This is a genomic window from Kitasatospora sp. NPDC004723, assembly GCF_040609255.1.
Lineage (GTDB): Bacteria > Actinomycetota > Actinomycetes > Streptomycetales > Streptomycetaceae > Kitasatospora.
Map to the genome: position 1 here is coordinate 102,161 of NZ_JBEXJT010000001.1, position 24,520 is coordinate 126,680.

At 68.9% G+C, this 24,520-nt stretch carries 25 protein-coding genes; 6 read left to right on the top strand and 19 right to left on the bottom strand.

The features are described 5' to 3' along the window. Positions 1 to 13: 13 nt before the first annotated feature. The 7 genes from ABZW10_RS00510 to ABZW10_RS00540 form a co-directional block, all read right to left on the bottom strand. Entirely contained in the window at positions 14 to 1,009 is a 996-nt protein-coding gene (locus tag ABZW10_RS00510; RefSeq protein WP_355357581.1) for a Shedu anti-phage system protein SduA domain-containing protein, read from the bottom strand. 102 nt (positions 1,010 to 1,111) lie between these two features. Further along, positions 1,112 to 1,681 (bottom strand): hypothetical protein, encoded by a 570-nt coding sequence (locus ABZW10_RS00515; RefSeq protein WP_355357584.1) that lies wholly within the window; start codon positions 1,679 to 1,681, stop codon positions 1,112 to 1,114. After that, entirely contained in the window at positions 1,678 to 3,150 is a 1,473-nt protein-coding gene (locus ABZW10_RS00520; protein WP_355357587.1) for a replication initiator, read from the bottom strand. Before ABZW10_RS00520 ends, ABZW10_RS00515 begins: the two co-directional genes overlap by 4 nt. 172 nt (positions 3,151 to 3,322) lie before the next feature. Further along, entirely contained in the window at positions 3,323 to 4,192 is an 870-nt protein-coding gene (locus tag ABZW10_RS00525; protein ID WP_355357590.1) for a DUF2637 domain-containing protein, read from the bottom strand. Between the two features lie 42 nt (positions 4,193 to 4,234). Continuing rightward, positions 4,235 to 5,656 (bottom strand): cell division protein FtsK, encoded by a 1,422-nt coding sequence (locus ABZW10_RS00530; RefSeq protein ID WP_355357593.1) that lies wholly within the window; start codon positions 5,654 to 5,656, stop codon positions 4,235 to 4,237. Continuing rightward, complete coding sequence (locus tag ABZW10_RS00535; RefSeq protein ID WP_355357596.1) at positions 5,656 to 5,874, bottom strand: hypothetical protein; 219 nt, start codon at positions 5,872 to 5,874, stop codon at positions 5,656 to 5,658. Before ABZW10_RS00535 ends, ABZW10_RS00530 begins: the two co-directional genes overlap by 1 nt. A gap of 32 nt (positions 5,875 to 5,906) precedes the next feature. Then, the gene (locus ABZW10_RS00540) at positions 5,907 to 6,302 is read right to left on the bottom strand and encodes a hypothetical protein (protein ID WP_355357599.1); all 396 of its coding nucleotides are present in this window, start codon (positions 6,300 to 6,302) and stop codon (positions 5,907 to 5,909) included. Between the two features lie 161 nt (positions 6,303 to 6,463). Between ABZW10_RS00540 and ABZW10_RS00545 the strand changes: the two genes are divergently transcribed. Continuing rightward, entirely contained in the window at positions 6,464 to 6,871 is a 408-nt protein-coding gene (locus ABZW10_RS00545; protein WP_355357602.1) for a GntR family transcriptional regulator, read from the top strand. Between the two features lie 2,145 nt (positions 6,872 to 9,016). On the opposite strand, the gene ABZW10_RS00550 is transcribed toward ABZW10_RS00545, so the two are convergent. From ABZW10_RS00550 to ABZW10_RS00575, 6 genes are all read right to left on the bottom strand, one after another. Continuing rightward, the gene (locus ABZW10_RS00550) at positions 9,017 to 9,832 is read right to left on the bottom strand and encodes a hypothetical protein (RefSeq protein ID WP_355357605.1); all 816 of its coding nucleotides are present in this window, start codon (positions 9,830 to 9,832) and stop codon (positions 9,017 to 9,019) included. Positions 9,833 to 9,848: 16 nt separating this feature from the next. After that, positions 9,849 to 10,754: an aldo/keto reductase gene (locus tag ABZW10_RS00555; protein ID WP_355357608.1), complete on the bottom strand. Its 906-nt coding sequence runs from the start codon at positions 10,752 to 10,754 to the stop codon at positions 9,849 to 9,851. Further along, entirely contained in the window at positions 10,751 to 11,941 is a 1,191-nt protein-coding gene (locus ABZW10_RS00560) for a cupin domain-containing protein (protein WP_355357611.1), read from the bottom strand. Before ABZW10_RS00560 ends, ABZW10_RS00555 begins: the two co-directional genes overlap by 4 nt. A 14-nt stretch (positions 11,942 to 11,955) precedes the next feature. Then, positions 11,956 to 12,090 (bottom strand): hypothetical protein, encoded by a 135-nt coding sequence (locus ABZW10_RS00565; protein WP_355357614.1) that lies wholly within the window; start codon positions 12,088 to 12,090, stop codon positions 11,956 to 11,958. 137 nt (positions 12,091 to 12,227) lie between these two features. Continuing rightward, positions 12,228 to 12,434 (bottom strand): hypothetical protein, encoded by a 207-nt coding sequence (locus ABZW10_RS00570; protein WP_355357617.1) that lies wholly within the window; start codon positions 12,432 to 12,434, stop codon positions 12,228 to 12,230. Beyond that, positions 12,431 to 12,880: an ATP-binding protein gene (locus ABZW10_RS00575; RefSeq protein ID WP_355357620.1), complete on the bottom strand. Its 450-nt coding sequence runs from the start codon at positions 12,878 to 12,880 to the stop codon at positions 12,431 to 12,433. Before ABZW10_RS00575 ends, ABZW10_RS00570 begins: the two co-directional genes overlap by 4 nt. Before the next feature lie 1,014 nt (positions 12,881 to 13,894). Here ABZW10_RS00575 and ABZW10_RS00580 point away from each other — a divergent pair. Beyond that, a complete protein-coding gene (locus ABZW10_RS00580; protein WP_355357623.1) occupies positions 13,895 to 14,371 on the top strand; it encodes a hypothetical protein in 477 nt (158 codons plus the stop codon). On the opposite strand, the gene ABZW10_RS00585 is transcribed toward ABZW10_RS00580, so the two are convergent. Both ABZW10_RS00585 and ABZW10_RS00590 read right to left on the bottom strand, forming a co-directional pair. Continuing rightward, on the bottom strand, positions 14,372 to 14,905 hold the full coding sequence (locus ABZW10_RS00585; RefSeq protein ID WP_355357626.1) for an NUDIX domain-containing protein: 534 nt from the start codon (positions 14,903 to 14,905) through the stop codon (positions 14,372 to 14,374). A 178-nt stretch (positions 14,906 to 15,083) separates the two neighbouring features. Next, the gene (locus ABZW10_RS00590; protein WP_355357629.1) at positions 15,084 to 16,013 is read right to left on the bottom strand and encodes an Eco29kI family restriction endonuclease; all 930 of its coding nucleotides are present in this window, start codon (positions 16,011 to 16,013) and stop codon (positions 15,084 to 15,086) included. 118 nt (positions 16,014 to 16,131) lie between these two features. Here ABZW10_RS00590 and ABZW10_RS00595 point away from each other — a divergent pair, with 118 nt between their 5' ends. Continuing rightward, positions 16,132 to 16,332, top strand: a complete 201-nt coding sequence (locus ABZW10_RS00595; RefSeq protein WP_355357632.1) for a hypothetical protein — start codon at positions 16,132 to 16,134, stop codon at positions 16,330 to 16,332. Between the two features lie 158 nt (positions 16,333 to 16,490). On the opposite strand, the gene ABZW10_RS00600 is transcribed toward ABZW10_RS00595, so the two are convergent. Both ABZW10_RS00600 and ABZW10_RS00605 read right to left on the bottom strand, forming a co-directional pair. Then, positions 16,491 to 17,249: a very short patch repair endonuclease gene (locus ABZW10_RS00600; RefSeq protein WP_355358861.1), complete on the bottom strand. Its 759-nt coding sequence runs from the start codon at positions 17,247 to 17,249 to the stop codon at positions 16,491 to 16,493. Positions 17,250 to 17,290: 41 nt separating this feature from the next. Beyond that, complete coding sequence (locus tag ABZW10_RS00605) at positions 17,291 to 18,589, bottom strand: DNA cytosine methyltransferase (protein WP_355357635.1); 1,299 nt, start codon at positions 18,587 to 18,589, stop codon at positions 17,291 to 17,293. Between the two features lie 118 nt (positions 18,590 to 18,707). On the opposite strand from ABZW10_RS00605, the gene ABZW10_RS00610 reads away from it, so the two are divergent. Then, positions 18,708 to 19,490, top strand: a complete 783-nt coding sequence (locus tag ABZW10_RS00610; protein WP_355357638.1) for a GIY-YIG nuclease family protein — start codon at positions 18,708 to 18,710, stop codon at positions 19,488 to 19,490. A gap of 308 nt (positions 19,491 to 19,798) precedes the next feature. Here ABZW10_RS00610 and ABZW10_RS00615 read toward each other — a convergent pair whose 3' ends face one another. After that, complete coding sequence (locus tag ABZW10_RS00615) at positions 19,799 to 20,203, bottom strand: hypothetical protein (protein WP_355357641.1); 405 nt, start codon at positions 20,201 to 20,203, stop codon at positions 19,799 to 19,801. A gap of 129 nt (positions 20,204 to 20,332) precedes the next feature. Between ABZW10_RS00615 and ABZW10_RS00620 the strand changes: the two genes are divergently transcribed. Continuing rightward, positions 20,333 to 20,599 (top strand): hypothetical protein, encoded by a 267-nt coding sequence (locus tag ABZW10_RS00620; RefSeq protein WP_355357644.1) that lies wholly within the window; start codon positions 20,333 to 20,335, stop codon positions 20,597 to 20,599. A 14-nt stretch (positions 20,600 to 20,613) separates the two neighbouring features. On the opposite strand, the gene ABZW10_RS00625 is transcribed toward ABZW10_RS00620, so the two are convergent. Beyond that, positions 20,614 to 23,121, bottom strand: a complete 2,508-nt coding sequence (locus tag ABZW10_RS00625; protein ID WP_355357647.1) for a helicase C-terminal domain-containing protein — start codon at positions 23,119 to 23,121, stop codon at positions 20,614 to 20,616. 614 nt (positions 23,122 to 23,735) lie between these two features. On the opposite strand from ABZW10_RS00625, the gene ABZW10_RS00630 reads away from it, so the two are divergent. After that, positions 23,736 to 24,407: a hypothetical protein gene (locus ABZW10_RS00630; protein WP_355357650.1), complete on the top strand. Its 672-nt coding sequence runs from the start codon at positions 23,736 to 23,738 to the stop codon at positions 24,405 to 24,407. The last annotated feature ends 113 nt before the right edge of the window (positions 24,408 to 24,520 follow it).

Genomic DNA, 24,520 nt, shown 5'->3' on the forward strand with positions numbered 1-24,520 from the left:
TGAGGCGCGTCGCCTATGGCTTTCGTGTGTTGCCCTTGGCCCTGGCTCGCTCTAGCAGGTCGTCATAGGTGATCAGCAACAGGTTCGGTACGTCGGCCTCTGCCTGGCGAAGCTGAACTGGGTCAACTCCGGCTCGTTTGCCAATGACCACGAGCATCCGCGGCCTGTAGAACCGTAGACCGTAAGCCTGCTCGATCTCTCGGCGTCGCGCTTCGCTATCGAAGTACCGTTGGTAGTTGCTCATCTGACCAACGGCGTCCATGACTTTGGAGGACAAGCGTCGCCGCGATTCAATTCCCGAAAGCAATCTCGCCGTGGGAAGCTTCAAGTCGAGTAGGTCGCACAGCGCCTGTTGGTTGTGTGGCCGAAGGCCGAAGTCGGGCCTGAGATTCTTTCCGTCGCCGAGCGGGAGGACAAGTTGAGGGTAAGCCTCCTGATACGCATCCCCGAAGAGGAAGTCGGGATTGCGCTCGAAGAACCGCTGTAGGTCGTTCTCCTTGACCGCGGGGTCATTGATCAGATCCTCAAGCTCACGGACACGAGATATCCACCTCTCGGACGTGTAAAGACCGAGCCGGATAAGGTCAAGGAGGTCATGGCCGGCGGCGATACCTGTGCCATCGGGCTCGGCTGTGGCGATCCGAAGCCTTCCCTGGGACTGGACTAGTCCAATCACAGGGCCGTCGATTGACGCATGCTGCGAGTCGGACCCTGCCGTCTGCGACTGTGCTACTGCGGCGTTCTTGTCGCTGAGATCCAGTGCGGAGTATACGAATACTCTCACGCCGCTGATGTAGAGAATGACGAGGACTTCCCCGCCGACCACCGCCGTATACATGTTCTCGTTCTTGCCATAGGGTTCCAGGCCAAGAGCGGCCCCGGAGTCCCGCAGCAGGACGTCCGGGTCGACGTCACCGAGAGAACTGAGAAAGTGTACGACGTTTCGGCGTGCGGTCCCCGATAGCGCATCAATCTGTTGCATAGCAGACTTGTTGACGGCCAGCCGCACTTGTGCCTCCCTTGCTCGGAAGTGGCTCCAGCCTGGATGCTTCTGACCAATAGTCCCAGAGGTGGCTGACATCGGAGCGCCCAAGGGACAGGCGGCAGTCAGCTACTTTGCTGCGGGCGTGTCGCCCCGAAGGACCGTCAGTACAGGCCTCTGGAAGAACCTGCTGTCGCCGGTGCGTGTTGTGAAGGCGACTTGCAGCAAGGTCAGTTCGCAGAGCACCGGTCGCGTCGCCCTAGCAAGTTCGTCCTGGACGCCCATGACCGTCTCAGCGAGGTCCCACGAGGAGGATCGGAAGCGGAACGCGCCGAGGTGGTACGCCTCTGCGAGCCGAAAACGGGCTTCGATACATGGTACTAGGCAGTTGGTCTTCGGCTGATGGACCAGGGCGGACGTCAGTGACATGGGCCCGTCCATGGTTAGCCGGATCGATGGGGCGTTCACCCGCACCTTGGTGTGCGCACCGATGGTCACCGCAGCCCCAGCATCGGCGCTGCCGAGGTGACTAAGGAGATCCACTGCGACGCTCGGGAACTTTGTAGACAGGACCCAGGACGGCAGGTCTGTCGGTCGCCCGATTGAATGCTTCTCGATGAGGAGCTCGCCGGCATCGGTGCTGTCGAGCGCCTCGAAGACCTGCATAGGCACCCAGCCGAGGTCTGGGACGGTTGTCATCCCAAGTCCCCCTCGCGCCTGAGACGCTGCGCCGCTTGACGGTTGTCGCGGACGGTTTGGGCGAGGAGTTCTTCGCCGGGGGCGTAGCCGGTGGCGAGGTAACGCCAGTCGGAGACGACGAGGGTGGTGTCGGGGTCGATGGGCGGGTGGCCGGCCCGGATGCGGGCCTGTTCGCTCTGCCAGGTGCGGCGGACTCCCCGGAGGGTGCCGAGGGTGGTGGAGTAGCGGCGGGATTTGGTTGAGAAGTGGCCGCAGAAGCCGAGCATGTGGGCCCACTTGGTGAGCTTGAGGTCGGCGAAGTCGGTGACGCGGCGGCCGAGGTCCCAGCAGGTGCGGATCATCTGGCGGACGTGCGCGGCCACCTTCAGGTCGGCGATGGGTTCGGCCAGGCCGGTCCCCTCGCACGAGCGGCATTCGATGTCGCCGTCGTCGGTGGGGGTGCGTCCGCGTCCCTTGCATCGGGTGCAGTAGAGGGGGCGGTCGACGGTGCCGGTGCCCTCCGCGGATTTGGTGGCGTACTTGGCGACGTAGCCGGCCACGGCGGCGTCGGTGAGCGGGGTGTCGTCGCGGTCGGCAGCGTCGGGATTGCGGATCACGCGGACGTCGAGTTGAGCACCCCAGCGAAGGACACGTTCACCGATGGAGTCGCCGGTCACGGTGACGGCCACCTTCTCGACAGCGGCGTGGACGGCGTGGGTGAGGAGGCCGGTGGTGGCCCAGGCGGGCGGGGTGGTGGTGGAGCCTTCGGGGCCGTCGAGGCGGACGATGGCGTGGAAGTGGACCAGGCCGCGCTTTTGGAACTCGGCGACCTTGGCGAAGGAGACCCGGCAGTGGCCGCGCAGTTCCTTGGTGGTGAGGCCGGCGGCGTGGGCGACCTCGCGGCGCAGGTAGGTGGTGAAGCGGGCCCAGAGGGCTCCGGCGTGGGCGTTGAAGAGGACGGCTCCGGCGTAGTCGTAGGTGGTGGGGTCTATGGGGGTGCCGAGGATCGGGACGTCGGCGGGGTGGAGGGAGCCGCATCGGCAGGGGAAGGGCTTGCCGGTGCGGGTGGTGGGGCGGTTGTGGACCGGACCGAAGCTGGGGGCGGTGAGGGTGACGAAGACGCGGGGGTGGGTGCGGACGGCGTCGGGGGTGCCCTTGCCTCCGGCGAGTCCGGCGCGGATGAGCTGATACGTGTCGGCGGCGTAGACGCGCGAGCAGGAGGGGCAGCGGGTGGCGCGGCGGTTGCCGCAGGCGATGAGGGTGCGGCCGAGGGGTTCGGCGGCGCTGGAGTAGTGCCGAAGGAGTTCGCCGGTGGTGGTGTCGAACGTGGACGTGCTGCCGGTGAGCTGGATGGGGTGGGTGCAGCCGGCCAGGCGCTCGACGGTGGCTTCGATGCGGTCGAAGTCGTCGCGGTTGGCGAGGTGGACCAGGTCCCGGGCGGCCAGTGAGGCGACGGCGCGCAGGTCGAGGAGGTCAGGGTGGACGGTCATGGGCTCTGTCCTTCCGGGCAGCGTTGTGGGGTGCTTCACGGGGCGGACCGTTCGCGGCACGGCCGCGGGGCGCAATCACGGCCGGGTGGAAGCGACGAGGCATAGCGGTGCCATCGCGCCGACCACGAGGGGCGTGGTGCTCGCGGTCGGCGCGAGGCAGTGGGGTGGGGCGTCAGCCGGGGACGGCGGCCAAGCGGGCGTGGACAGCGTCGGCGAGCGGAGTGGGGACGTCGAGGCGGACGCGCAGTTCGGCCGGGGTGATCACGTTGCCAGTGCGGGCGTGGTGGTCGCCAGCGATGCGGCGGCCGACGCCGAGGAGCGGGGCCGGGACGTCCGGCAGAGCCATGGGGGCGGGGGCGGGTTCCGGGTCCGAGGTGGGTTCCGGGTCAGACTCGGTGTCCGGGGCGGTCAGGTCAGCGGCCGGAGGCAGCGGCGGCGTGGGCCCCTGGTCGGGTTCGGCGCTGTTCGCAGGGGTGCGGAGTTCAGCGGCCGAGACCGTGTCCGCCGGGTACGAGGCCGGTACGGGGTCGGGCCGGTCGAGGAGAAGCGGCGTGTCGGTCGACGGTGCGAAGTGGAGGTCAGGAGCAACATCCTTGCTGGGACGAGTGGTTGGGGTGGCAAGAAGACGCAGGAGGTCCGGACCGACCGTTCCCCAGCCGAGCAGGAGGGCGGGGGCGACGGTGTCGAGGGCGGCGCGCCCGAAGTGGCCGGTGATGAGGGGTTCGGCGGTATTGAGAGCGAGGGTGAGCAGGCCACACAGGTGCATCAGCCGGTTGGCCGGGGCGAGTTGGCTCGGAGCGGCGCCCGTCAGGACAAGGTGGTGGAGGGCCACGAGGAGGCCGACCACGGACAGGTCCACCATGGGGGCGATCAGGGGCGCGATGGGGTGGGGGATGCCCAGCCGCAGGGCGAGGGCCCAGACGTTGCCGAAGGAGAAGACGAAGGCCAGGGCGGCGATGACCGCCATCACCACAGTGACCGTGATGCGGGTGAACGCCCCCGTATCGGCCGGACCCGCCACGGCTGAGGTGCTGGCGGTCATCGCTGACTCTCCTCTCTGGTCTGCACGTTGGCGGCATGGCGGTCAGGCGGTGGTGTCGAAGTCGGTGTCCTTGAGCAGGTTCGGGCCGGCCTGGAGGACCAGCAGCTCGAAAGGGTCGGCCGTCAGGTGGGCGGAGGCTTCGGCGACGCGGGCGACGTGGTCGGGTTCGACGTAGGGCACGCGGATGCGGGTGAAGCCTTCGTGGCCCTGGCGGACCATGGAGGCGACGCCGACGAAGCCGGGGTCCTGCATCGTCACGGGGTTGGCGTCGGGCCAGTTGCGAATGTCCTCGCCGAGGGCGGCTACCGCGGCGTCGGTGGTCTTCTGGGCGAACGACAGCGAGACCGGGCACACGTCGCGGATGAAGGTGGGGATGGCGTCGCCGGTGGCCTTCTGGGTGGCCAGGACGACCACGATGCCCACCGAGCGGCCCTTCTTCACCAGGTCCTCGACCAGGCGCGCGTTGTCGGCGGCGAGCTGGGCGAGACGCTTGGTGGCGGGGTCGGCACCCTTGTACTCGCGGAAGTAGGTGTGGGCTTCGTCGATCACCAGGACGACCAGCGGCCAGGCCGTGCTGGGCCCCTTGGACCACATGTTGGTGGTGCCCAGCACGCGCCGGATCGAGGAGGAGCGCGCACGCCGCAGCTTCACCAGGCGGTTGAAGAGCTTGTTCGCGGCTTCGAGGTCGTCGCCGACGAAGGCGAACAGGCGGTTCACGACGTCGGCGTAGTCGCCTTCGTGTGCTTCCGACACCTTGCCGTCGGCCACGGCGAACTGGACGGCGCCGGAGGGGGCGAGACGGGAGATGAGGCCGTTGATCAGCGACGTCTTGCCGTAGCCGGGAAGGCCGGCCACGCACACGCCGGGCACATTGGACATGCGCAGGACGGAGGCGAGGGCGTACTCGTCGATGCCCAGGTCCCAGACGGACAGGTCTGCCGGAGGCTTGCCGTCGGGGGTGTAGGCGTAGGGCTCGAAGAGGGGTTCGCGGCGCACTGCGCGGATGCGGAGCCTGCCGGGGCCGGCGGGGTTGACCGAGACCCGGGTGCAGCCCCAGGCGTCGGCGAGGTGGTCGGCGCGCTTCTGGAACTCCTCCAGTCCGATCTTCGGCACCGTCTTCACGGTGACCGTGACACCGTACGAGTCCGTTTCGGTGGACAGGCTCGGGGTGAGGATCCGGGGTTCGGGCTTCTTGCCCCCCTTGGTGTCGGCGATGGACTGGAGGAACGTGGGGGTGCGGTCGGTGGTGACCAGGCCGAGGTTGCGGGCCAGGCGCGGCCAGGTGCGGCGGATGCGGGCGGCCTGCCATATCGAGCGGCGGGTCTCCTTGTCGGCACACAGGTAGCGCACGCCGATCACGATCAGCCAGCCGAGCAGGCCGAGGACGACGGCCCCGGCGGCGTAGGGCAGCCACGGCATCGCGTCGAGAGGGCTCGTGGTGGGCAGGGGCGAGGAGGCGGTCATCAGGTGGAGTCCTTGGGGCGATAGAGGAAGCGGAAGAGGGCCTGGCGCAGGTTCAGCAGGTCGGCACCGGAGGCGATCGGCGGGTAGCCGTGGCCTTCCAGCACCGTGGCGGCGTCGAGGACCAGGCCGAGGGTGAAGCGGGGGTCGTCATCCGGGGCCGGGAGCGGGTACGCCACCGGCTCGGGGGCCGGGGCCGGGCCCGCAGACGCGCAGTCCACGGGCCCGACGAGACGGGCGGGGCCGATGCCGGTCACGACGCGACGGGCTCGACGGCCGGCGCCTTGGCCTTCGGCGCGGAGGAGGCCGTGGCGGGCACGGCCGGGACCAGGGAGGCCGCGCGGTAGGCGACACCCGACTGCACCTGACCGTTGAAGAGGTTCGCCCACGGGGTGGCGGTCAGGCCGACCGGGCGCACGATCGCTCCGGGCACGAGACCAGCGTCGAGACCGGTCTCCGGCACGGTGACCTTGATCAGCTGAGCGGTCGCCTCGAACGTCTCCAGGAGCTGGACCGTGTAGAGGGTCGCACCGCTCTCGCGGTCGGTGGCGACCTGACCGGTAGCGGCGTCGGCCATCTTCGGCACGGGCGGCACAGCGACCATGTGGGTGGTGCCGGCGAGGTCGGGACGGATGGTGATACGGGCCATGAAGGGCTCCAAGGGAGAGGGGTGGAAGGTCGTCGGCGAGTGCCGACAATCGAGAACGTTAGATGTGGTAGCTAGCCAAGTCACCTGACATCGCTAGCTCGGTTGGTCAGATATCTGCGCTACTAGCGCTAGCTCGCGCTAGTTACCGCTACCTTGGGGGCATGGACCTGCCGATCGAAGACGAGCGCCCGCGCTATCAGCTGGCCGCCGATGTCATCCGCGAGGAGATCACGACGGGCAAGCTCAAGCCCGGGGACAAGCTGTCGACCAATGCCGAGTACGAGCGGCGGTTCGGCATTGCCAACATGACCGTGCGCAACGCGATCGGCATCCTGCGTAAGGAGGGGTGGGTCTACTCGGTCCAGGGCAAGGGCACGTTCGTGCGGCAGGTGCCGCCGGCCGCGCCGGGTGGCACTGCGGACAGCCAGGTATCCGACGAGGAGGCGAACAGCCACACCGCCGAATACCTGGAACTGTCGGAGCGGATCACGACGCTCGAAGACCAGGTGTCGTCTCTGGTCGCGCTTCTCCATCAAGCCCTGCCAGAACTCCTGAACAAGCAGAAGTAGCCGCGACGAAGGCGGACAGGGCTTCCTCCAGGTCGGCCAGCGTGCCGCCGAGCCTGGCAAGCCGGGCCTTGAGTTCGTCGATTTCCCGAGTATGCATCAGGTTCTTTCCCCCGCAGGTCATTTGCTTCCGGTGGTCCCACTCAATCCGGCGGCACTCACCGGTTTTCTCCCCAAGCGCCCCGACCGCGCATAACGGCTGTGCATCGGGTGTCGGTGAGAAAAGTGGTGAGTTCCCAGCCAGCCCCGCATGGCCGGTGAGAACGGCCTCGCAGGCCGGTGATTTCAGATACCGGGCTGGTGAGTTCCTGCACTCAACACCTCGAACCTTGGTGGATTCCTTGATGCGGAAGCCCTGTTTCGCAACGGCTCGGTAACTCCTCCCACCAAGGTTGGCCATCAAGGTGCGCGCAGCCATCAAGGTTTCGCTTGGCGGCCCATCAAGGTGAGGCAACCCCGCAGGCCAGCGGCCATCAAGGCGACCACAAGCCACCATCGCCGGCTCGGGCACCCACGCACATCCTCCAACCCACACAGATCCCGCAGCACGGAGAAACGTCTCCCCAGATCCCGCATCCCGGGACGCGCGCCAAGCCAACCGCAGGTCCGCAGGCAAGTCCACCCACGACTCCGAGCCCCTCAGTCGCGCCGGCAGGGCGATGAGAAACGACCGCTGACGACAAGAACCCGCGAGCGAGTCCACCATGCGGAACTCGTGGCACACATCACGCCACACGATCACCGAACCACCCTTCGCCGCGTCGACCCCGAACCGTTCGGGAACACGTCCACTGTGGTCGTCGCACAAGTCCTTGAGTGGGAGATATGGCGCGTGGTATCCAGCCTTCGACCTGACATGAGTTCGTACAAAAACCACATTTCTCCAGAAAGTCCGGAAGGTCTCTTTGTGGCGTGTGCCACACAGGCGGCCCAGTTGTTCCCGCTGACCGGATGCGGGACACGATGCCGCCATTCCGCGATTGGGCCCGGCCGAGAATTTCCGGTAGAAGCTGCCCCGCTCACGGTCAGACCATCCAGCCACGAACGCCCTGTGGATAAACTCCGCCGACGTCACAGTCATATCCGACATGTCCTGTTCATCCCATTCGCTCCGGCGGCCCGGCTTCACTCCCTAGAAGCTCGGAAATCGGCGTCCGTGTGACACGCGGACCGAACTTTCTTCCCGAGCCCTGCGCGCCACCGTCCCGCCGCCACGACTCACCGGAGCGAGCCGATCTTGTGGTAGCCCGCCGAGCAGCCAGGAGATGCGTACGGTCCATAGAGGTGTCGGCGGCGCAATCGGTGTGACAGCCGACCGGGAAGCGTCGAAACAGCCCGAGGCCGAAGCGGTGGGGCGGAGCGAACCACGCCCGCACGAGCGCGCCAAGGCCGAGGCGTACGGAGGACGAACGGAGAAGTGCACCGCGGACTTCCTGACGCCTTCGGAGGATCAGGACAGCAGCAGGCAGGAAGACGTACGGCCGGCAGAAAGCGGCCAGAACCAGGAAGATGAAGCGGGCCAGGGAGGCGTGTTCAAAGTTTCATTACTGGATCAAGGCGGCCCGCCAGAGGCGGGCCGCGCGCCGCCGCGTTGCCGCCCGCCGCTCCTGTCTCCGCCCCGCTATGGGCGGCCCCGCTGGCGGCGCAAGGAACGAGATGGCGGTCGGCTGGGCTGTAAGGGACCCCGGACAGGCAGTCCGGCCCCACGAGGCCAAGGTCAAGGCCGATGGTTGCCCGCCGTTCGTTCGGGCCCCCCGCTGCCCGATTCTCCGGGGCGCTCGGAACCCGTCAAGCCCGCACCGTGCGCCACCGTCGCCCCGTGCGGGCCCGTACGAGCGGGCTTGACCGAACCCGCCCGCCCCTACAACTCGGCAGCTGTCGGGGGGCCCGACCGGAGTGGCGCCCCGCATGCCGCCGCCGCACCACCCGACACCCGCACCTACCACGCTCACCATGCTGACCCCACGTCAGAAAATCGCTCTGAACATGCCGCTGGCCCCAGTACCATGCGGCACCAGGGCTGGTCAGCGAGGTCAACTCGCCGCCGGACCACCCTCCCCGCCAAGGTCAGGGGTGGTCCGGCGTGTTCATGAGGTTGTGTGTCTGCTCGGTGGAACGGCTCTCATCCGGCCGCCGCAGCCAGCTCGGTCACGCTGAGACCTCCGATTTCACGGGAACCGGGGGTTGGACGCCGGTGAGTTCGACTGCCCGGTTGGCGAGAAGGGGAGCCAGCTCGGGGTACCAGCCGCGTGCGACGGCTTGCAGCATCTCGGCCAGGGCGACGAGTTCGCCGATCCGGCCGGTGGGTGTGTCGAGCACCGGGGCGAACTCTGCGCGGATGCGTGCGGCGACTTCCGGGACCAGGAGGCTGTTTGCGTGGAGGAGGCCGGGGTCGTAGCCCACGGGCACCTGGCCCCAGCGTTCCCAGTCGAGGATGGCCAGCGGCGCGGTCAGGTTCCCCCAGTGAAGGTCACCGTGCCCGGTAACGCGCTCGACCTTCTCGGGTGCGGGGATGCCGAGGAACTGCGGGAACGCCTTGTCGATCCAGCCAGGTCGGACAGTGGTCCGCACGCCTGCCGCCTGGCCCAGGTGACCGAGCGCATCGCGAAGGCTCTTCCACCACTCATCCGGGAGGCCAGGGTCTCGGGCCAGGTCCGGTCGGTCGGGTGAGATGACCGGATGCGCGACGTAGTCGGTGAGCTCGGTCTTGTAGGCGTACAGCCCCTCGACCCAGTCCAGCACGTCGTGCAGCTTGGGACGCGGCACGTCGTCCGGGACCAGGATCGACGCGCCGACGACGCCTTCCCCCTGCCTCCGGCCCGCGTTCGCCTTCGAGGTGGAGGCCACACGCAACCAGAGCCCACCGGCCCGGCGGCTGATCGTGCAGCCGAGGAACCCCCACACGGGAGAACCGGTGCAGTTCAGCTCGAGGGTCGCCGCCGCGTTCGCGTGCGCGGTCTCCATGCGAAGCCGGGTGCCCTCATCCGGTGGCGAGTGCATCGATCACGCTCCTGAGTCGGTCGCCGTCCAACGGGACGGCCACGGCCTTTGCCGCATCCTCCCAGTGCTCCACGGTGCTCGCAGACAACAGCACCACATCCAAGCCCGGGCAGGAGGCCACGGCCAGCAGCGCAGCAGCAGGAGCGGACAACCCGGGCCGGATGAGGTTCACCAGCTCGGGTGTCATCAGCTCGGGCAGCTCACCGCCGTGCAACGGCGCGGACGCGAAGGTGATCACTCCCGAGTCCCGTGCTTCTACCAGCGGTCCGGCGTCCATGAGCGCGTGGGTGATGGGGTCGGCCATGACCAGGCTCACCGGCATTTGCAGTCCGGTGAAATGGTGGCCTGCCGACCCCGCGGCCTCTTCGGCGAGGTGAAGAAGTTCAGCCACCGTGAACGCGCCCGAGTCCAGACCGGACCAGGTGGCGACGCCGTAGCCGCCGATCCGGCCGGCATGAGCGAATTCCTCCAGGACGGCGAACGCTGCCCGTAGGTGGCTGTGCAGTTGGGCGCGGTCGTGGTCGGACGCCGCTCGCTCGGGGTTATGGACGAACACCAGGTTGGCGCGGCCCAGCACGCTCAAGGACTGCTCGGTCTGCCAGCGGATGAACGCCGGATCGAGGCTGTGTCCGATAGTCGCGAGTTCCGCGGTGAGCACGCCGGCTGCGACGGCCGCACGCCCTTGTGTGGCCGTGTGGAAGCCCGTCTTCGTGCTCACCCTGACATCCGGGTGAGCAGCCAGCACGGGCACCAGGTCCTGGTGTGCCGAGCCGTGAGCGTAGTTGGGGGCCGTGTCCACCCAGAGGGCTCCGGCCTTGAGGGCGGTGCGCGCCGCCTGGCTGACGACGCGCACCCGGTACGTTCCCAAGCCGAGAGCGGCGGTCACAGCGCCGTCCCCACCACGGAGGCAGCCTGGCCCTCGATCAGGACGGACAGCAGCGATGCCACGTCCTTCACTTCCAGATCGGCTGTCGCGGCCAGCGCCCCCAGGGTGGCCGGCTGTCCGGTCAGCAGGACCCGCAGCAGCGGGGCGGCCTGGCTGGCGAAGTCCCATGCGGTCCCCGCCGCCGCGAGGGTGACAGTGCCGTCCGGGCCGTTCTCCGTGATCCTGGCGCGAGGGGCGGTGAGCCGGACCGCGATCTCCGGCCGTGCAGGAAGGCCGTCGATGTACGGCAGGGAGGTGACCGCCCGGCCGTAGTGCGTGGTGTCGACCGACTCGGCCCAGCGGCTGACCAGTTCGGGATCGGACAACTCGGTCAGCATCTCCGAACGCAGCTCATCGACGTACGCGGCTTGCTCTTGGGGCAGGGCAAAGCGCGGCACGTCCAACCGCAAGGCGAGGCGGGAGCGCAGCTGATCCACGACCCAGGTCAGCAGGTCGGAACCGGTGTGGGTGACCAGGCCGAAGGTCAGGTGCAGGGAGGCCGTCCCCTGGTCGGCACTGACCGCGTGCCACCAGCCGCGCGGCAGGTAGAGCACGTCCCCAGCGGTCAGGACCAGGTCGACGAGAGGTTCGCCCTCCGGCTGCTCCGGCGCTTCCACGTCCCGGAAGGTCGGAGCGATCCGGGTGGGGCTGTACAGCTTCCAGCGCTTGGCCCCGTACATCTGGACCACCACAACATCGTGATCGTCCCAGTGGGTACCGAAGCCCTCCCGCTCGGTCCACGAGGCGTAGGCGTTGACCTGCACCAGCGTGCCGAGGAAGCGCTCCAGGGCCTCAGCGGCAGCCCCGATCGGCGGGTGAATCTTCTCGATCGAGTCCACCACGAGCGAGGCGCCCTCTGCCAATCGGGCGTGCAGCTCGGCCGCTTGGGTGCGGTGCCAGGTCACGGACCGGCGGGTGGTAACCGGGAGCGAGTATCGGGGAAGGGGCACCATCTCACCGTCCAGCGACAGCCGAAGCCGCGGGGGCTCCAGCCGCTGAGTGGCGAGAATGGTGTTCAGGTCGTCCCAGGACAGCAGGCCGGCGACGTCGGCAGCCTCACCGGGGAAGACGGCGTAGGAGCGGTTGAACGTCTGGGCGAGGAACGAGTCCCCGCCCAGACGCGCCGCCCACGAAGCGGCATCATGCATCGTGGGCGCCCTTGTCAGTCGTTGCCGTCGGAACGGCCGCTGCTGACGTCGGACGGCTGCTCGGTACGAGCCCGCGCAGCGGCGATCTTCCGGGCGGCGACCAGGAGGCCGCCCTCAACGGCCGGAGCCGCCGGGGTGTCCTGCACCATGGTGTTTCTTCCCTTCTACTTGGGACCTCCCGCCGGGGTTCCGGCGGGAAAACTGGGGTGGCGGGTTCAGTCCCGCCACGGTGGAGCGCCCCCCGGACCCGGTGTCGTCGAGGCCGGGGGAGTCTTGAGGGGAGCGGTCAGGCCAGCGGTTCGTGGTCCGGTGCCGCCAGCGAGGTGTGCGCCAGGCCGTGGTGGTCGGCGTCCAGTTGGTTCACCACGGTGGTTCCGAGGAGGAACACGGTGACCACGTGACCGAGCGCCCAGACCCCTGTCAGCACCACACCGACCGGATCGTGGGACTCGCCGCGGTGACGGCCGCGAGCCCCAGCCTTGTCCGTGGTCATGGTGTCGCCGTCCTCAGCGCGAACCAGACCCACTTGCCGAAGGGGGCCCAGTCCACTCCCCAACGGGACGCGAGGGACTCCACCAGGCCGAGGCCATACCCGGACTCTGCCTCACCCTCCGGCTCCGTGCGGCACGGCAGTGCGCGGGACGAGTCCCTGACCCCCACCCAGACCGACGCCTCCTGTCGGTCCACTGAGACGGAGATCCGCGAACACCCCGTGTGCTTGGCCGCGTTGGCAACCAGCTCGGTCACCAGCAGCTCAGCCACGTCCGCAAGGTGCTCAAAGGACCAGGCCGTCAGAGCCGTAGTCACCAACTTGCGGGCGGTTCCCGCGGATTCGGGATGGCATGGCAGATGAAGCAGACACCCAAGGTCGTCGGACCGCACTACCGGGATCTCGATGTGCTCAGTGCCTGGTGGGTCGACGGTCTTGATCAGGCTCATCGGTAGGACCGCCCCCTCCATCAGTCGGGCTCCGGGCGTCCCCCGGAGGTGATCTCAGAATCCCGGGGCGGGCAGTGTCGAAATAAGGCCAGCGCGTGTACCCACGATGGGTAAACTCGCGGTCAGTTATCTCGCGTGACACTGAGCGATGATCTTCCTTGCGCTGGGGGTAGCCGGCCATGAGCGAGTCCACACCATCACCAGGGCTTCCGAGCCGACTGCTCGCGGACCCCGAGATGGTTGCGGCATGCGCGGAGAGAGACTTCGCGTTGATCTTCCAACTCGCCAAGCGCAAAGGCGGTTTCCACCCTTCGCGCATCGCCCGGGCGTGTGAGTTGACGCCCAGCAGAGTGGGCGAGGTGATGAAGGGGCGCCCGAAGGTCACCAACATGACCGTCATCGAACGCATCGCGGACGGCCTACGGATTCCGGGACGGATGCTCGGCCTGGCGGACCGCAGCTGGGAACCGTCGCCGATCCCACGCCGAGGCCCAGCGTCGGCGGTCGAGCCCGCCCGTGCCCCATTGCCGGTCGTGGATTCGCGTCCAGACAGCGATCTCGACAACATCCTCGCCATCGCGGCGGGCACGCGGGTCACGCCCAACGTCCTGCGGTCCCTCCAGGCGTCCATCGAGGACTACTGGCGGCGCGACGACCAGCACGGCGGCGAAGCGCTCCGGCCGGCGGTGATCGGTCAACTCAGGTACGTCACGGGCATAATGCGCGACACCGCTGATCCCAACTACCGGCGCAGCCTCCACGGCATCGCTGCCGAGCTCGCACGCCTCACCGGGTGGACTTACTTCGACGCACGGCAGTACAACACGGCGCAGGGCTACTTCACCGAGTCGCTTCGGTTCGCACGAGAGATCGACGACCGCCCGTTCATCGCCAACGTGCTGGCCTGTCTCAGCCTCCAGTCGACCTACCAGGACAGGGCGCAGGACGCGATCACGCTCGCCAGAGCCGCACAGGACAGCGCGCCTTGTCGGCGGCACGCCGAGGCTACTGGCCATGCTGTCGATGCGCGAAGCCTTCGGCCACGCGAGCGCAAACGACCAGGAGTCGACCCACCGCGCGATCAGCGAGGCGCAACAGCACTTCGAGCGCATCCGCGAGGGGGACGACGACCCCGCATGGGTCGAGTACTTCGACCACACCAAGCTCACCGTGGACACCGGAATCGCCCTCGGTCAGCTGGGGGACGCGACCGCCGCCGAACCCCTCATCGCCGAAGCCTTACGGGCCGAACCGACGACGAACCTCCGGGGCCGCGCGTTCCATAGCTTCTGGCTCGCACGGACCCAGCTCCAGCGGCGGCAGGTCGAGTTGGCGTGCGCGACCGCCATGGAAGCCCTCGATCTCGCGGCAGTGATCGAGTCCCCCAGAGTGGTCGCCCACCTCCATGAGTTCCGCCACCTACTCAGGCCCTACCGTGCCAACCCCTCGGTAGCGACGCTGGCGGACCGGATCACCAGCGCGGCAAGCTGATCAAAGGCCGGCTTCGTCCAGCAGCAGGTAGAGCACACCCACGAGCGTGCCGCTGCTGACGATCTCGCGGCGGTCGATCATGCCGCGAAGCTCGGACAGCGGAACCCACTCGATTCGGTCGGATTCGTTGCGCTCGGTCGGCGTGCCCACGTACTCGACGGGATCGGCCCGGAAGACGAAGTGCTCGGAGTCGGTGATCCCGTTCGCTGGCTGGGCGTAGATCAGCGGCTTCACCTCGCCGACCTTCCAGCCGGTCTCCTCCAGAGCCTCACGGGCCGCAGCCTCCGCCGGGGTCTCCTCCGGTTCGATCAGCCCCATCGGGAGTTCCCAGGCCCAGGTGTCGGTGATGAAGCGGTGCCGCCACATCATGAGGACCTGCTTCTCGCTGTTCACGATGGCAGCCACAGCCAGGTGCCGCAGCTTGACCACGTGGTACTCCCAGCGGCGCCCATCAGGCTGCTCGACGTCGGTCAGCCACAGGTTCACCCATGGGTTCTCGTAGATCGGACGTTCCCCGTGGATCTTCCACTGCATCGCTGCGGCCCCTCTCGCTGGGACTTCAGCATGTCAGACCGTGAAGCTCACCGGCGCAGTTCCGGCAAATTTGCGTCAGTCTGACGAAATGTCGGGTCCAGCGTGCAACGCCTCCGCTCCGGAAGACCGTGTGGCTCTTTTAACGGGTTGTCACGCCTGTCGAGGCGGACAGGCGACGCTATGCCACGGACGAGGCTAGATGCGTTCGAACGGCATCACGCAGTACTGCGGCTCCATCGGGTTGGGGCTGCATCTGGTCGGCCCAGGCGATCCCTTGGTGCACCTCGTGCCACCTCGGCCGCAGCGCGCGCGAGGCACGGACTGATCCTGGCGCGTGAACGCCGAAGCCATCCAAGAGGACGTTCCAGACTGGACGGTGGTCGCGAATGGTCAGGTCTGCCGCTGGTTCGATGAACAGTTCGTCGGTGAGCAAGAAGCGGACGCGGAAGTCCCCCGGATCAAGGTCGGTGCATGCCTCAAGCTTCCGATGGTGCTCGGCGAGCCGGCGCCAGACCGGGCTCTCATCTCCTCGAACGTGGCCATCCTCGGCCCGGTAGGACCTCCGGCCGCCCGGCAGGGCGCTACCTACAAACACTGGCGCGCCGCAGAGTTCAGAGGAGATGGGCGTGTACAGCTCGTGAGGACCGGCGTAGTAGAGGGCGTAGAGGCCGCTACCGGCGAATCGCGGGAGAGGATCTGCCAGGTTGACCGGAGCGGCGCTTTGCAGAGCCCACTGGACACTGCGGAAGAGGTTCTCGCGTCGTAGTGGATTGAAGTGTCTTTCTGGTGGCTCGGCACCGTCCGCCGTCATGATCCACTCAGGGCCTGAAGGGGCAGCAGCCTCCTCAACATCCGCAACCTGCCTCTGCAGGCGGGCGGCGTCATGGAGGTCGAGCAGCGGCCGCACGTCCACACCGCATGCCATTGCGAGTGCCGCAATCGTTCGGAGGGAAGGAAGCGGCTTGCCGCTCTTCGGATTGAGAGCTGAGCTGGCCGTGTTCGTGGACACGCCTGCTCTCTTGGCCAGCTGGGCGACCCCAAGACCAGCCCCAATCCGTGCCCGCTTCAGTTCGTGCGCCAGCTCTTCCAGATGGTCCTGCTCACCCAACGGTTCACCCTCGCGATCGCCACCCAATGTCACACATCATCACACATGATGGATGCTTTTGTGTGATCGGCCGCCTGACGATGGGGTGCACAACTTGGTCGGCTCGAAAGGTCGCAGGATGACTTCGCATACCCATGGGCTGGTGCTTGGCCTTCTTCTCACGATCACTGCGCTGGTGGCACTGCTTGTGGGCATCGGTGTCGCATGGCTTCGCCTTATCGACGGCGCGACGAGGCCGGCGGCCGTGCTCCGAGGCGGTGCGGCGTTCGGTGCCACACTGACGATCGCCGCAGCGTTCCTGGCGGTCGTCTGGCGCTAGCCTCAGATCGGGCGAGCTCCGTGGGTGCGCGGATCGCCGAGCGGTCGGCACACAGCAAGGGCCCTGATTATCAGCGGATTCGTTGTCCGCCTTCTCAACGAAGGGCGCGGCGAACGCTTCGGGCTCTTCCCTGGCTTAGGGAAGGGCCCGAAGCAAGGTCAGTCTGGGGCGTTGGCACTCGGTGGTGTGTGCTGTCTCGACTGCACGGCCTCAGCTACGTTCTGTGCCGCCAGTTCGGGATCTTCGTGCTCCCACACCCGGATGACAAGCCATCCCGCTGCACGTAGTGCCTCGTTGGTCTCAGCATCACGGGCTCGGTTTCCCGCGATCTTGTCGTGCCAGAACGCCGCGCCCGTTTTAGCGGGGCGAAGGTGCTCTGGGCAGCCATGCCAGTAGCAACCATCGACGAAGACGGCGACGCGCGCTTTGGTGAACACCACGTCGGCTGTACGGCGGAGGTTTGACAGGGGCCTTACCCCGACGCGATACCGCAGACCATGTCTGTGGAGTGCGGACCGCAAGAGCATCTCGGGCTTCGTGTCCCGTCCCTTGTTGGCGGACATTACTGCGCGGGAAGCTGGAGAGGACGCCCACGAGCCGGGCGGAAGGGGCTCGGTTGTCACATAACCGGCGGCGTGAGCCATCTCCCACGCTTTTGCGAGGTTCGCGGCGCGGGTGCCGGCGTCTACCTCGCCGACGTACTGCTCCCGTGTGTCGCCTTCTTGTGACCACCGTAGGTAGGCACGGATGCGGCGCGTCCTGCGGTACACGCGCAGAGCGATGGACGCGCGTGCGTATCGGCCCTCGCCGATTTCGACCGCGCGTGTGAGGCGGCTGCCGGCGGCTCGGTCCTGCTCGGCGGCCCGGGCATCCCTGGTCATCCCCACTCTGGGCTTCCACGCCCGATCGGGAGGCATCTGATCGTTCCAGCGCCCCTGCCGACCGCTCGCGGTTTCGGTCACTTCCGCTTCTCCGGGACCGACTTGAGGGCTTCGGCGACAGCCTTGGAGAAGGCCATCCCGAGCTTGACGGGCACAGCGTTCCCCAGCTGCCGCATCTTCTCTCCCCTCGGCCCGTCGAGAATCCAACGGTCCGGGAACGTCATGACCCGCGCAGTCTCACGTACGGTCATGTATCGGTAGCCAGTCCCGCCGCCGAAGTTGGCGAAGTCGACGTCGTCAAGCTTCATGACGGATTCCCCGCCCGGGACACCGTGCACGCCCGCCTTCACGGTCTTCGCCGGCCGGTCCAGGAGGTTCGGAGTGTGTCCGGCGTACATGCGCGCGCCAGGCCAGCCGATGTGGTCCGGGATGCCCCCAACGATGACCTTGTTCTTGACCTCTTCCTCGGAAACCGGGGGAAGAGGCTTTCCCTCGTTCTCGTCGATGCCCGCGATCGCGTCACGCAGAGTACGCCACGGATCGAGCTTTAGCTTCTCCTTGACCTTCTCGTTCTCAAGATCGAGTTCGGGAAGGTTGTCGATGACGCGCTTGCGAGCGGCGGCGTCCACCTTATGCCGGGCCCAGTAGGGTCCGCCCTCACGCATGGAGTGGATCATCGACTCCTCGGAGTGTGTCGGCTTGGGCATGAACTTGGCCCAGTCGATTTCGAGGTCAGCGCGGAACGCGACGATGATGACTCGGTTTCGGATCTGCGGAACGCCGTAGTCAGCCGCGTTGACCTCCATCTCCTTGACCACATATCGCTGCGACAGCTCGACGGAGTCATTGGCGATCAGCTTTTCAAGGACGTCGTTGTGTTCTTCCCACGTCGCGTCCTTCTCGCGCTTGACGAAGGGCAGGCGCATCTCGTTCAAGATGTATTCGAAGTAGGGCCTGAAAGACGGTCGGAGCAGGCCGCGCACGTTCTCGCAGATGACCGCCTTCGGCTTCAGCTCACGAATGGCGCGGAACATCTCGGGAAACATGTTCCGCTCGTCCTCCATGCCCTTGTGGGCACCGCCCAGGCTGAAGGGCTGGCACGGCGGTCCGCCGGCGAGGACGTCGACCTCGTCCTTGACGTGGTCAGTGAAGTTGATGATCTCGCGTACATCGCCGGGGACGAGCGGCCAACGCTTCTCCGGCTCGTCGGGGTCCGGCGGGTTGTTTCGCAGGGACTCACAGGCTCGCGGGGCGTACTCGTTCACCAGGAGCGGGCGGAAGCCCGCAGCGTGCACAGCCATGGCGAGTCCGCCACCGCCGGCAAACAGCTCGACGCAGGTCCCCACATGTTGGCGCTCTTCTCGCAGCTCAGGCATGTCCAAAGTGTACCGCGGAGTTGGCGATCATCAAGCACATTTCCGAGATGTGCGCAACTTGCGCCTCTCGCTCACCAGTTAAGGTGATGTCGATCACTCGCCCGAAGGGAGCCAGGCCGTGTCACTGGAGAACCACGCCGAGTTCAAGCTGAGCATCACTCAGGCGCTCGGCGATCAGTTGGCTGCGGCACTCAGAGGGCTGGAGCCAGCGCCTCTGACCGATGAGAACATCGACCTCCTTCCGAATCACAAGGGGGTGTATCAGCTCTACCGGCACGGTGACCCCGTGTACATCGGGAAGGCCGATGTCACCCTCGGTCAAAGGCTGAGGAAGCACCTCAATAAGCTGAGTGGGCGCGAAAATATTCACCTGGACTGGATGAGCTTCAAAGCCTTGTCCGTGGATGAGGATTTCGCTGCGGTCGCACCGGAGAAGCTTCTCATTGACAGGTTTCAGGGCGACGGTCGGGCGCCTTGGAATTTTAATGGCTTCGGCATCAATGACCCTGGAGCCGAGCGTGACACCACGGTTTTCTCTGGCGATCACTTCGATCAGTTGTACCCTGCCAATCTTGACTGGATGATATGCGATCTCCCTCAGGGTGATCAAAGCCTGCGCTCTATCCTGAAGTTCGCCAAGGATGCTCTCCCCTATACTTTCAGGTTTGCGCACCATCGAACCAAGAGGGAAAGCTACTACGAGCAGTTCCGGGTTGATATTGACTGGCCCGAGATGACGGCGAATGAGTTCTTCCGGTTCGTGAGCGCGAGGCTTCCCGATTCCTGGCAGATAATGGCACTTCCTGGATATGTCGTGATGTATCAAAAGGAATTGAATTCCAAGAGTGCGCGAAAGTACTACATCGCCGGCGAGGAGCTCCCTGCCGTCGTCACGAGCTAATTGTGAGACAGGTGCCCCGCCCGTAACGTGAGGTCGCGGGCGGGGCGCATTGTTTGGGCATCCCTGTCGCGGAGAGCGCCCAGTTCCTCCGCCGGTCCGGGTGCGAGGGGAAGTGGGCTGGCCTGTGCGGTTGCGCGGCCATAAGATGCGCATCTCGCTTGATCGCCTGGACGATGAGCGGTCCGTCGTTCACGCGGGGGAGCCCTCCACTGGCTGACAGGTAGGTCGGGTCTGCGGGGTCCTTCGGGACGCCGACCCTCCAGTGTCGCGCATCCGGCCGGGTGGGCGGGACCGCTCGGGTCGGACGGCTACTTCCACTCGTGGTAGCTGGCGGTGGACTTGCCGTCGGCGGCGGCTTCGTACTCGAAGAGGCCGACGACGTGGTTGAGGCGGTCGAGCCCCGGTGAGACGGTGTGGAAGAAGAGGGAGCCGCGCCAACTGGTGCCGCCGCTCTCGGTGAAGCGGCCGATGCCGCTGCCGTGCCAGACGACGCTCTGGCCGTCGGCCGTCATGTCGACGCCCTGGCCCTCGCCGTGCAGGGTGCCGTCGGCGCGCAATTCGGACTCGTAGGTGCCGAAGCCGGTGACGGCGGTGCCGTAGTAGCTGCCGCTGCCCTCGAACGAGACCTCGACGACGACGTGGCCTTCCCCGGCGTCGAGGACGCGCCGGCCGATGATCCGGCCCTGCATGTCGCCTATGAGATCGCCGAGCATGATGACTCCTTTCGTCACCCCCCGCATTCCGGACTACGCCGGTGGGGGCGGGGCGTCAACCGGCGGTACGCGCGGTGCGGAGGGAGTGGCGCGGGGTGACCGGCGGCCGGGTGGCTCGTTGGGGAGGGCATGAACAAGTCGAAGCGCGTCCTCACCGCCCTCGCCCTCGTCGGTACGGCCTTCGCCGCGACCGCCACCACCGCCACCTCCGCGCACGCGATCGCGGGCATCGGGGAGGGGCCGGGCGGGCTGCTGGCCTCGCCCGGGTTCCTGCTCGCCGACCTGACCGGGGCCAGCTCCGTGATGCCGGTCGGGCAGGGGGACCTCGCCGCGATGGCGGAGAAGGCGATGAAGGAGAAGCAGGCGGAGCAGGACGCCAAGCAGCAGGGGCACTGAGCGCCCGGGGCCTCCTACTCGTCCAGTTCGGCGACGCCGGTGATCCGGTGCAGCGCGAAGGTGCGCAGTTCGCCGTCGTGGTGGTCGAAGGCGGTGACGTAGCCGCCCTCGACCTTGACCGGGTCGATGATCCGCTGGCTGGCGAGGCCCTCCGCGTTGAGGTAGCCGATCCACATCCGCTCGCCGAGCAGGACCGCGGTCTGCAGCGCCGCGAGGGTCTCCGCGGCGGCCGTGCGCGGGAGTTGGCGCCCCGCCGGGGCGGTGGGCTCGCGCCGGGCGGCCGTCGCGGCCCGGTCCCCGGCCCGGATCGCCTTGAGGGCGGCGGCCAGCAGGGTGTCGTCCGGCGCGGGCGGGCCGTCCGGGACGGGCACCGGGGCCGCGCGCGGCGGGGTGCGGTGGCTGTCCGGACGGGTGATCAGCACATCGCCCTCGGCGGACTCGGCGGCCGGTGCGTACCCCATCGCGCGCAGGCCGGCGAGCAGCACGTCGGGTGCCGCCTGGGCGGCCAGCACGGTGGGAGCGAGCAGCCGCAGCCGCAGGTCGGCGGCGCGGCGGTCGGCCAGGATCTCGTTCAGCAGGGCCGGGTCGTCGCAGCGCAGGTAGGACGAGGCGGCGCCGACCCGCAGCAGGCCGTGCCGGCGGGCGACGTCGTCGATCAGGTAGGCGAGCGGCTGCGGGACGGGCGTGCGGGAGTGCTGCTCCAGGAAGGACCGCAGGTCGGCGGCGGTGCGGCCGGCGTCGAGGGCACGGCGCACCGAGCCGGGGGTGAACCGGTAGACGGTCGCGCCGCCCTTGGACTCGATGTCGGCGCAGAGCGCGAGCGCCTGGGCGAGCGGGGTGAGCAGCGGGCCGGGGGCGATCGCGGTGAGGTCCGGCTGCAGGATGACGTGGTCGAGCGGCTGCGGCAGCAGCGGGGCGAGCACGGCGGCCGGGTCGTGCTCGGCGGTGAGCAGGGCGCGGGCGGGCGCGGCGAGCGCGCCGCGGCCGGTGACGCCGAGCAGCTCGGCCTCGGCGAGGGTCCAGGCGACCAGCTGGTCGCGCAGGTCGCCGCCGCCGTCGGGGGCGCTCGGCCCGCCGCGCAGCGGACGCTGCCAGCGCAGCGTGGGCAGCAGGTCCTCGGCGGCGGCCGGGGTGCCGGGCGGGAGTTCGGCGAGCAGGGCGAGGGCGGCGCGGCGCACGGACGGGGCGAGCGTGCGGTCCAGCTCCGGGCCGAGCGCGGCGCGCTGCCGGCCCTTGCCGTCGGGGGTGCCGGCGAGCGCCGCGACGCGGGTGGCGGTGAGCCAGGCGCGGGCGAGCACGGTCCACCGCTCGGCGGTGTCCAGCCGCAGCCACTCGTCGTACCCCGGGGTCGGCGCCCAGCGCTCGTCGACCTCGCCGTCCGGGGCCAGCAGGCCCGCGGTGTAGGCGAGTTCGAGCCAGAAGGCGGCGACCGGCTCGGTGCTCTCCAGGGCCTGGGCGGTGCGCTTGAGGTCGCGCACACCGAGGCCGCCGGCGCGCAGGGTGGGCGGCGGGGTGAGGCCCCAGAGGTCGAGGAGCTCCTCGACGGTCCGCACCGCGGTGTGCGCCTGCCCGGCCGCGGCGGCGTCCACCACCCTGGGGTCGCGCGGCGCGGTGGCGGGCGCCGGCTCGGGCGGGACCGGCTCGACGGTGCGGTGCGAGCGGCCGCCGCGCAGGTGGAGGGCGAGTTCGCGGGGCAGCACGACGCTGCCCGGGCTGCTGGGCAGCAGCAGACCGCGGGCCAGCAGCCATTCGACCGGGCTCTGCGCGTCCTCGGCGGTGACCGGACGGGTGGCGTCCGGGACGGTGCCGGTGGGCGGACCCCAGACCAGCCGGTCGAGCAGCCGCAGGGCGGGCTCGGGGGCGGTGGCGAGCAGTTCCTCGCAGCGGGCGCGGTCGGTGAGCAGCGCGGTGAACGCGGCGACGGCGGTGACCGGGTCGGGCGTCGCGGGCTGTCCGGCGGCGGCGAGCAGCTGCTGGAGGCGGGCCGGGGACATCCCGGTGGTGGCCTCGGCGAAGGTCGGGCCGAGACCGGTGCGGCCGGGGTTCTGGGCGGTCGGGGCGAGCGCCTCACGGGCGGCGATGACCAGGCGCAGGCCGTTGTCCGGTCCCCAGAGCAGGGCGCGGTCGCGCAGCGTGGCCAGGGCGCGGGGGAGCGCGGCGGCGACGGCGGCCCGGTCGGCGGCGCTCAGCGGGGTGGCACCGGGGTGCGGCTTCACCTTGGTCGGCCCGGCCAGCAGGGTGCGCACGGCGGCGGGCGGGGTGCCGTCGGGGAGGGCGGCGAGGGCCTCGGCGACCTGGAGGGTGAACCGGTCCAGCCGCTCCAGCGCGCGCAGCGCGGAGGCGCGGGAGGAGAGCCGGGCGGTGAGCTGGGTGAGGTCGCCGGGCACGGGGTTGAGCAGGTCGGGGCGGGACCGGAGCAGGGCGGCGAGGTCGTCGTCGGGCCGGGCGCGCAGCTCCTCGGCCAGGGTGCGGGGGCCGGCGGCGGACTTGGCCTGGCGTTGGTGGCCCTGCTGTGTGGTCATTCGACCTAGGTTAGTCGGGCGGTGGCCGGGTGGGAGGGTCCCGGCGTCGGCGGAGCGACCGGTGCGGTGGGGCACGCCGGGGGCGCCGGGGCTCGCGTGGCAGGCGGCGGGTGGGTACCGTCACGGTCGGCGGGGATGACGCCGCGTCCGGACGCGTGTCGGGTCCGGTTCGGTACGGGCAAGGCGGGGTGTGTGCGATGTCGGACGGCGAGTGGTGGCGCAAGCAGGGGCCCTGGAGCGAGCCGCCGGCTGCCCCGGGGCCCGCGGGCCCGGGCGGGAGTGGTGAGGGGGACAGCGTGTACGCGCGGCAACCGGAGCCCGCCGCGCCGCCGCGCCCCCCGGTGCCGCCGCGCCCTGCCGGGGCACCGCCCGCGCCGGCGTCCGCGCCGTCCTCTGCGCCGTCCTCCGCGTCGGACGGAGCGCCCGCCGCGTTCCTGCCGCCCCCCGTACGGTCTCCGCGGCCGTCGGGGCCTTCGACGTCCGCGACGCCTTCGCGGCCCTCGCGGCCTGCGCGATCGGCACCGTCCGGGCAGGGCGACGGCTCGCCGTGGATCGCGAGGCCGGGCGAGGCGGCCCCCGCCGACCCCGAGGCGCTGCCACCCGCCTACCGCGCCGTGAACACGGGCGACTGGGACTACGTGAGCATCGACTTCGGTGACGGCCCGGTCGCATCCAACCGGCCGATCCCCGAGCAGCGGACCGCCTCCGAGGAGGAGACCGGGCCCGGGCCGGCGGGCGAGGACGCGGCGCCGGGCGGGACCGCGGCGACCGAGCCGCCCGGCGCCGACGCCCCCGGGGAGACGGAGCAGGGGAAGGGGAAGGGCCGGGCCAAGAAGGCCAAGGGGCGCAAGGGCCGGGCGGCCAGGGCCGGAGCCGACCCCGACGCCCCTGCGGCCCCCGAGACCCCGGACGGAGCCGCCAAGGCCGGGGCGTCCACCGTCCGCCGCCCCTCACCGCTGCTGCTGCTCTCCGCCGTCGTACTGATCGGCGGCGCCGTCACCGGACAGCTGATCGCCATGCTGATCGGCTGGGCCCTCGGTTACCTCTCCCGCCATCTGTCCGACCTCACCCGCAAGGTGGCCGTGTTCGGGATCCCGCTGATGACGATCAGCGGCAGCTCGCTGTTCGTCTGGGGCCGTGCCCAGGGCCGCTGGGGCACCGCCCTGAACCCCGGCGAGCAGGTCAACCAGGTGGTGTGGGACTCCGCGCCGGGTGTGCTGCGGGTGGCGGCCGTGCTGTCGGCGGTCTTCCTGCTCCTGATGTCGCTGCGCCGGCGCAGCGGCTGACCGGTCGGCGCGGCAGTCGAGCGGTCGGCGCCGGGCGGCAACTCCCGTGCGGTGGCGCGGAGAAGCGGGAAATCGTCGCCTTCCGTTCATGGTCGGCCGCACGACGTTCTGAT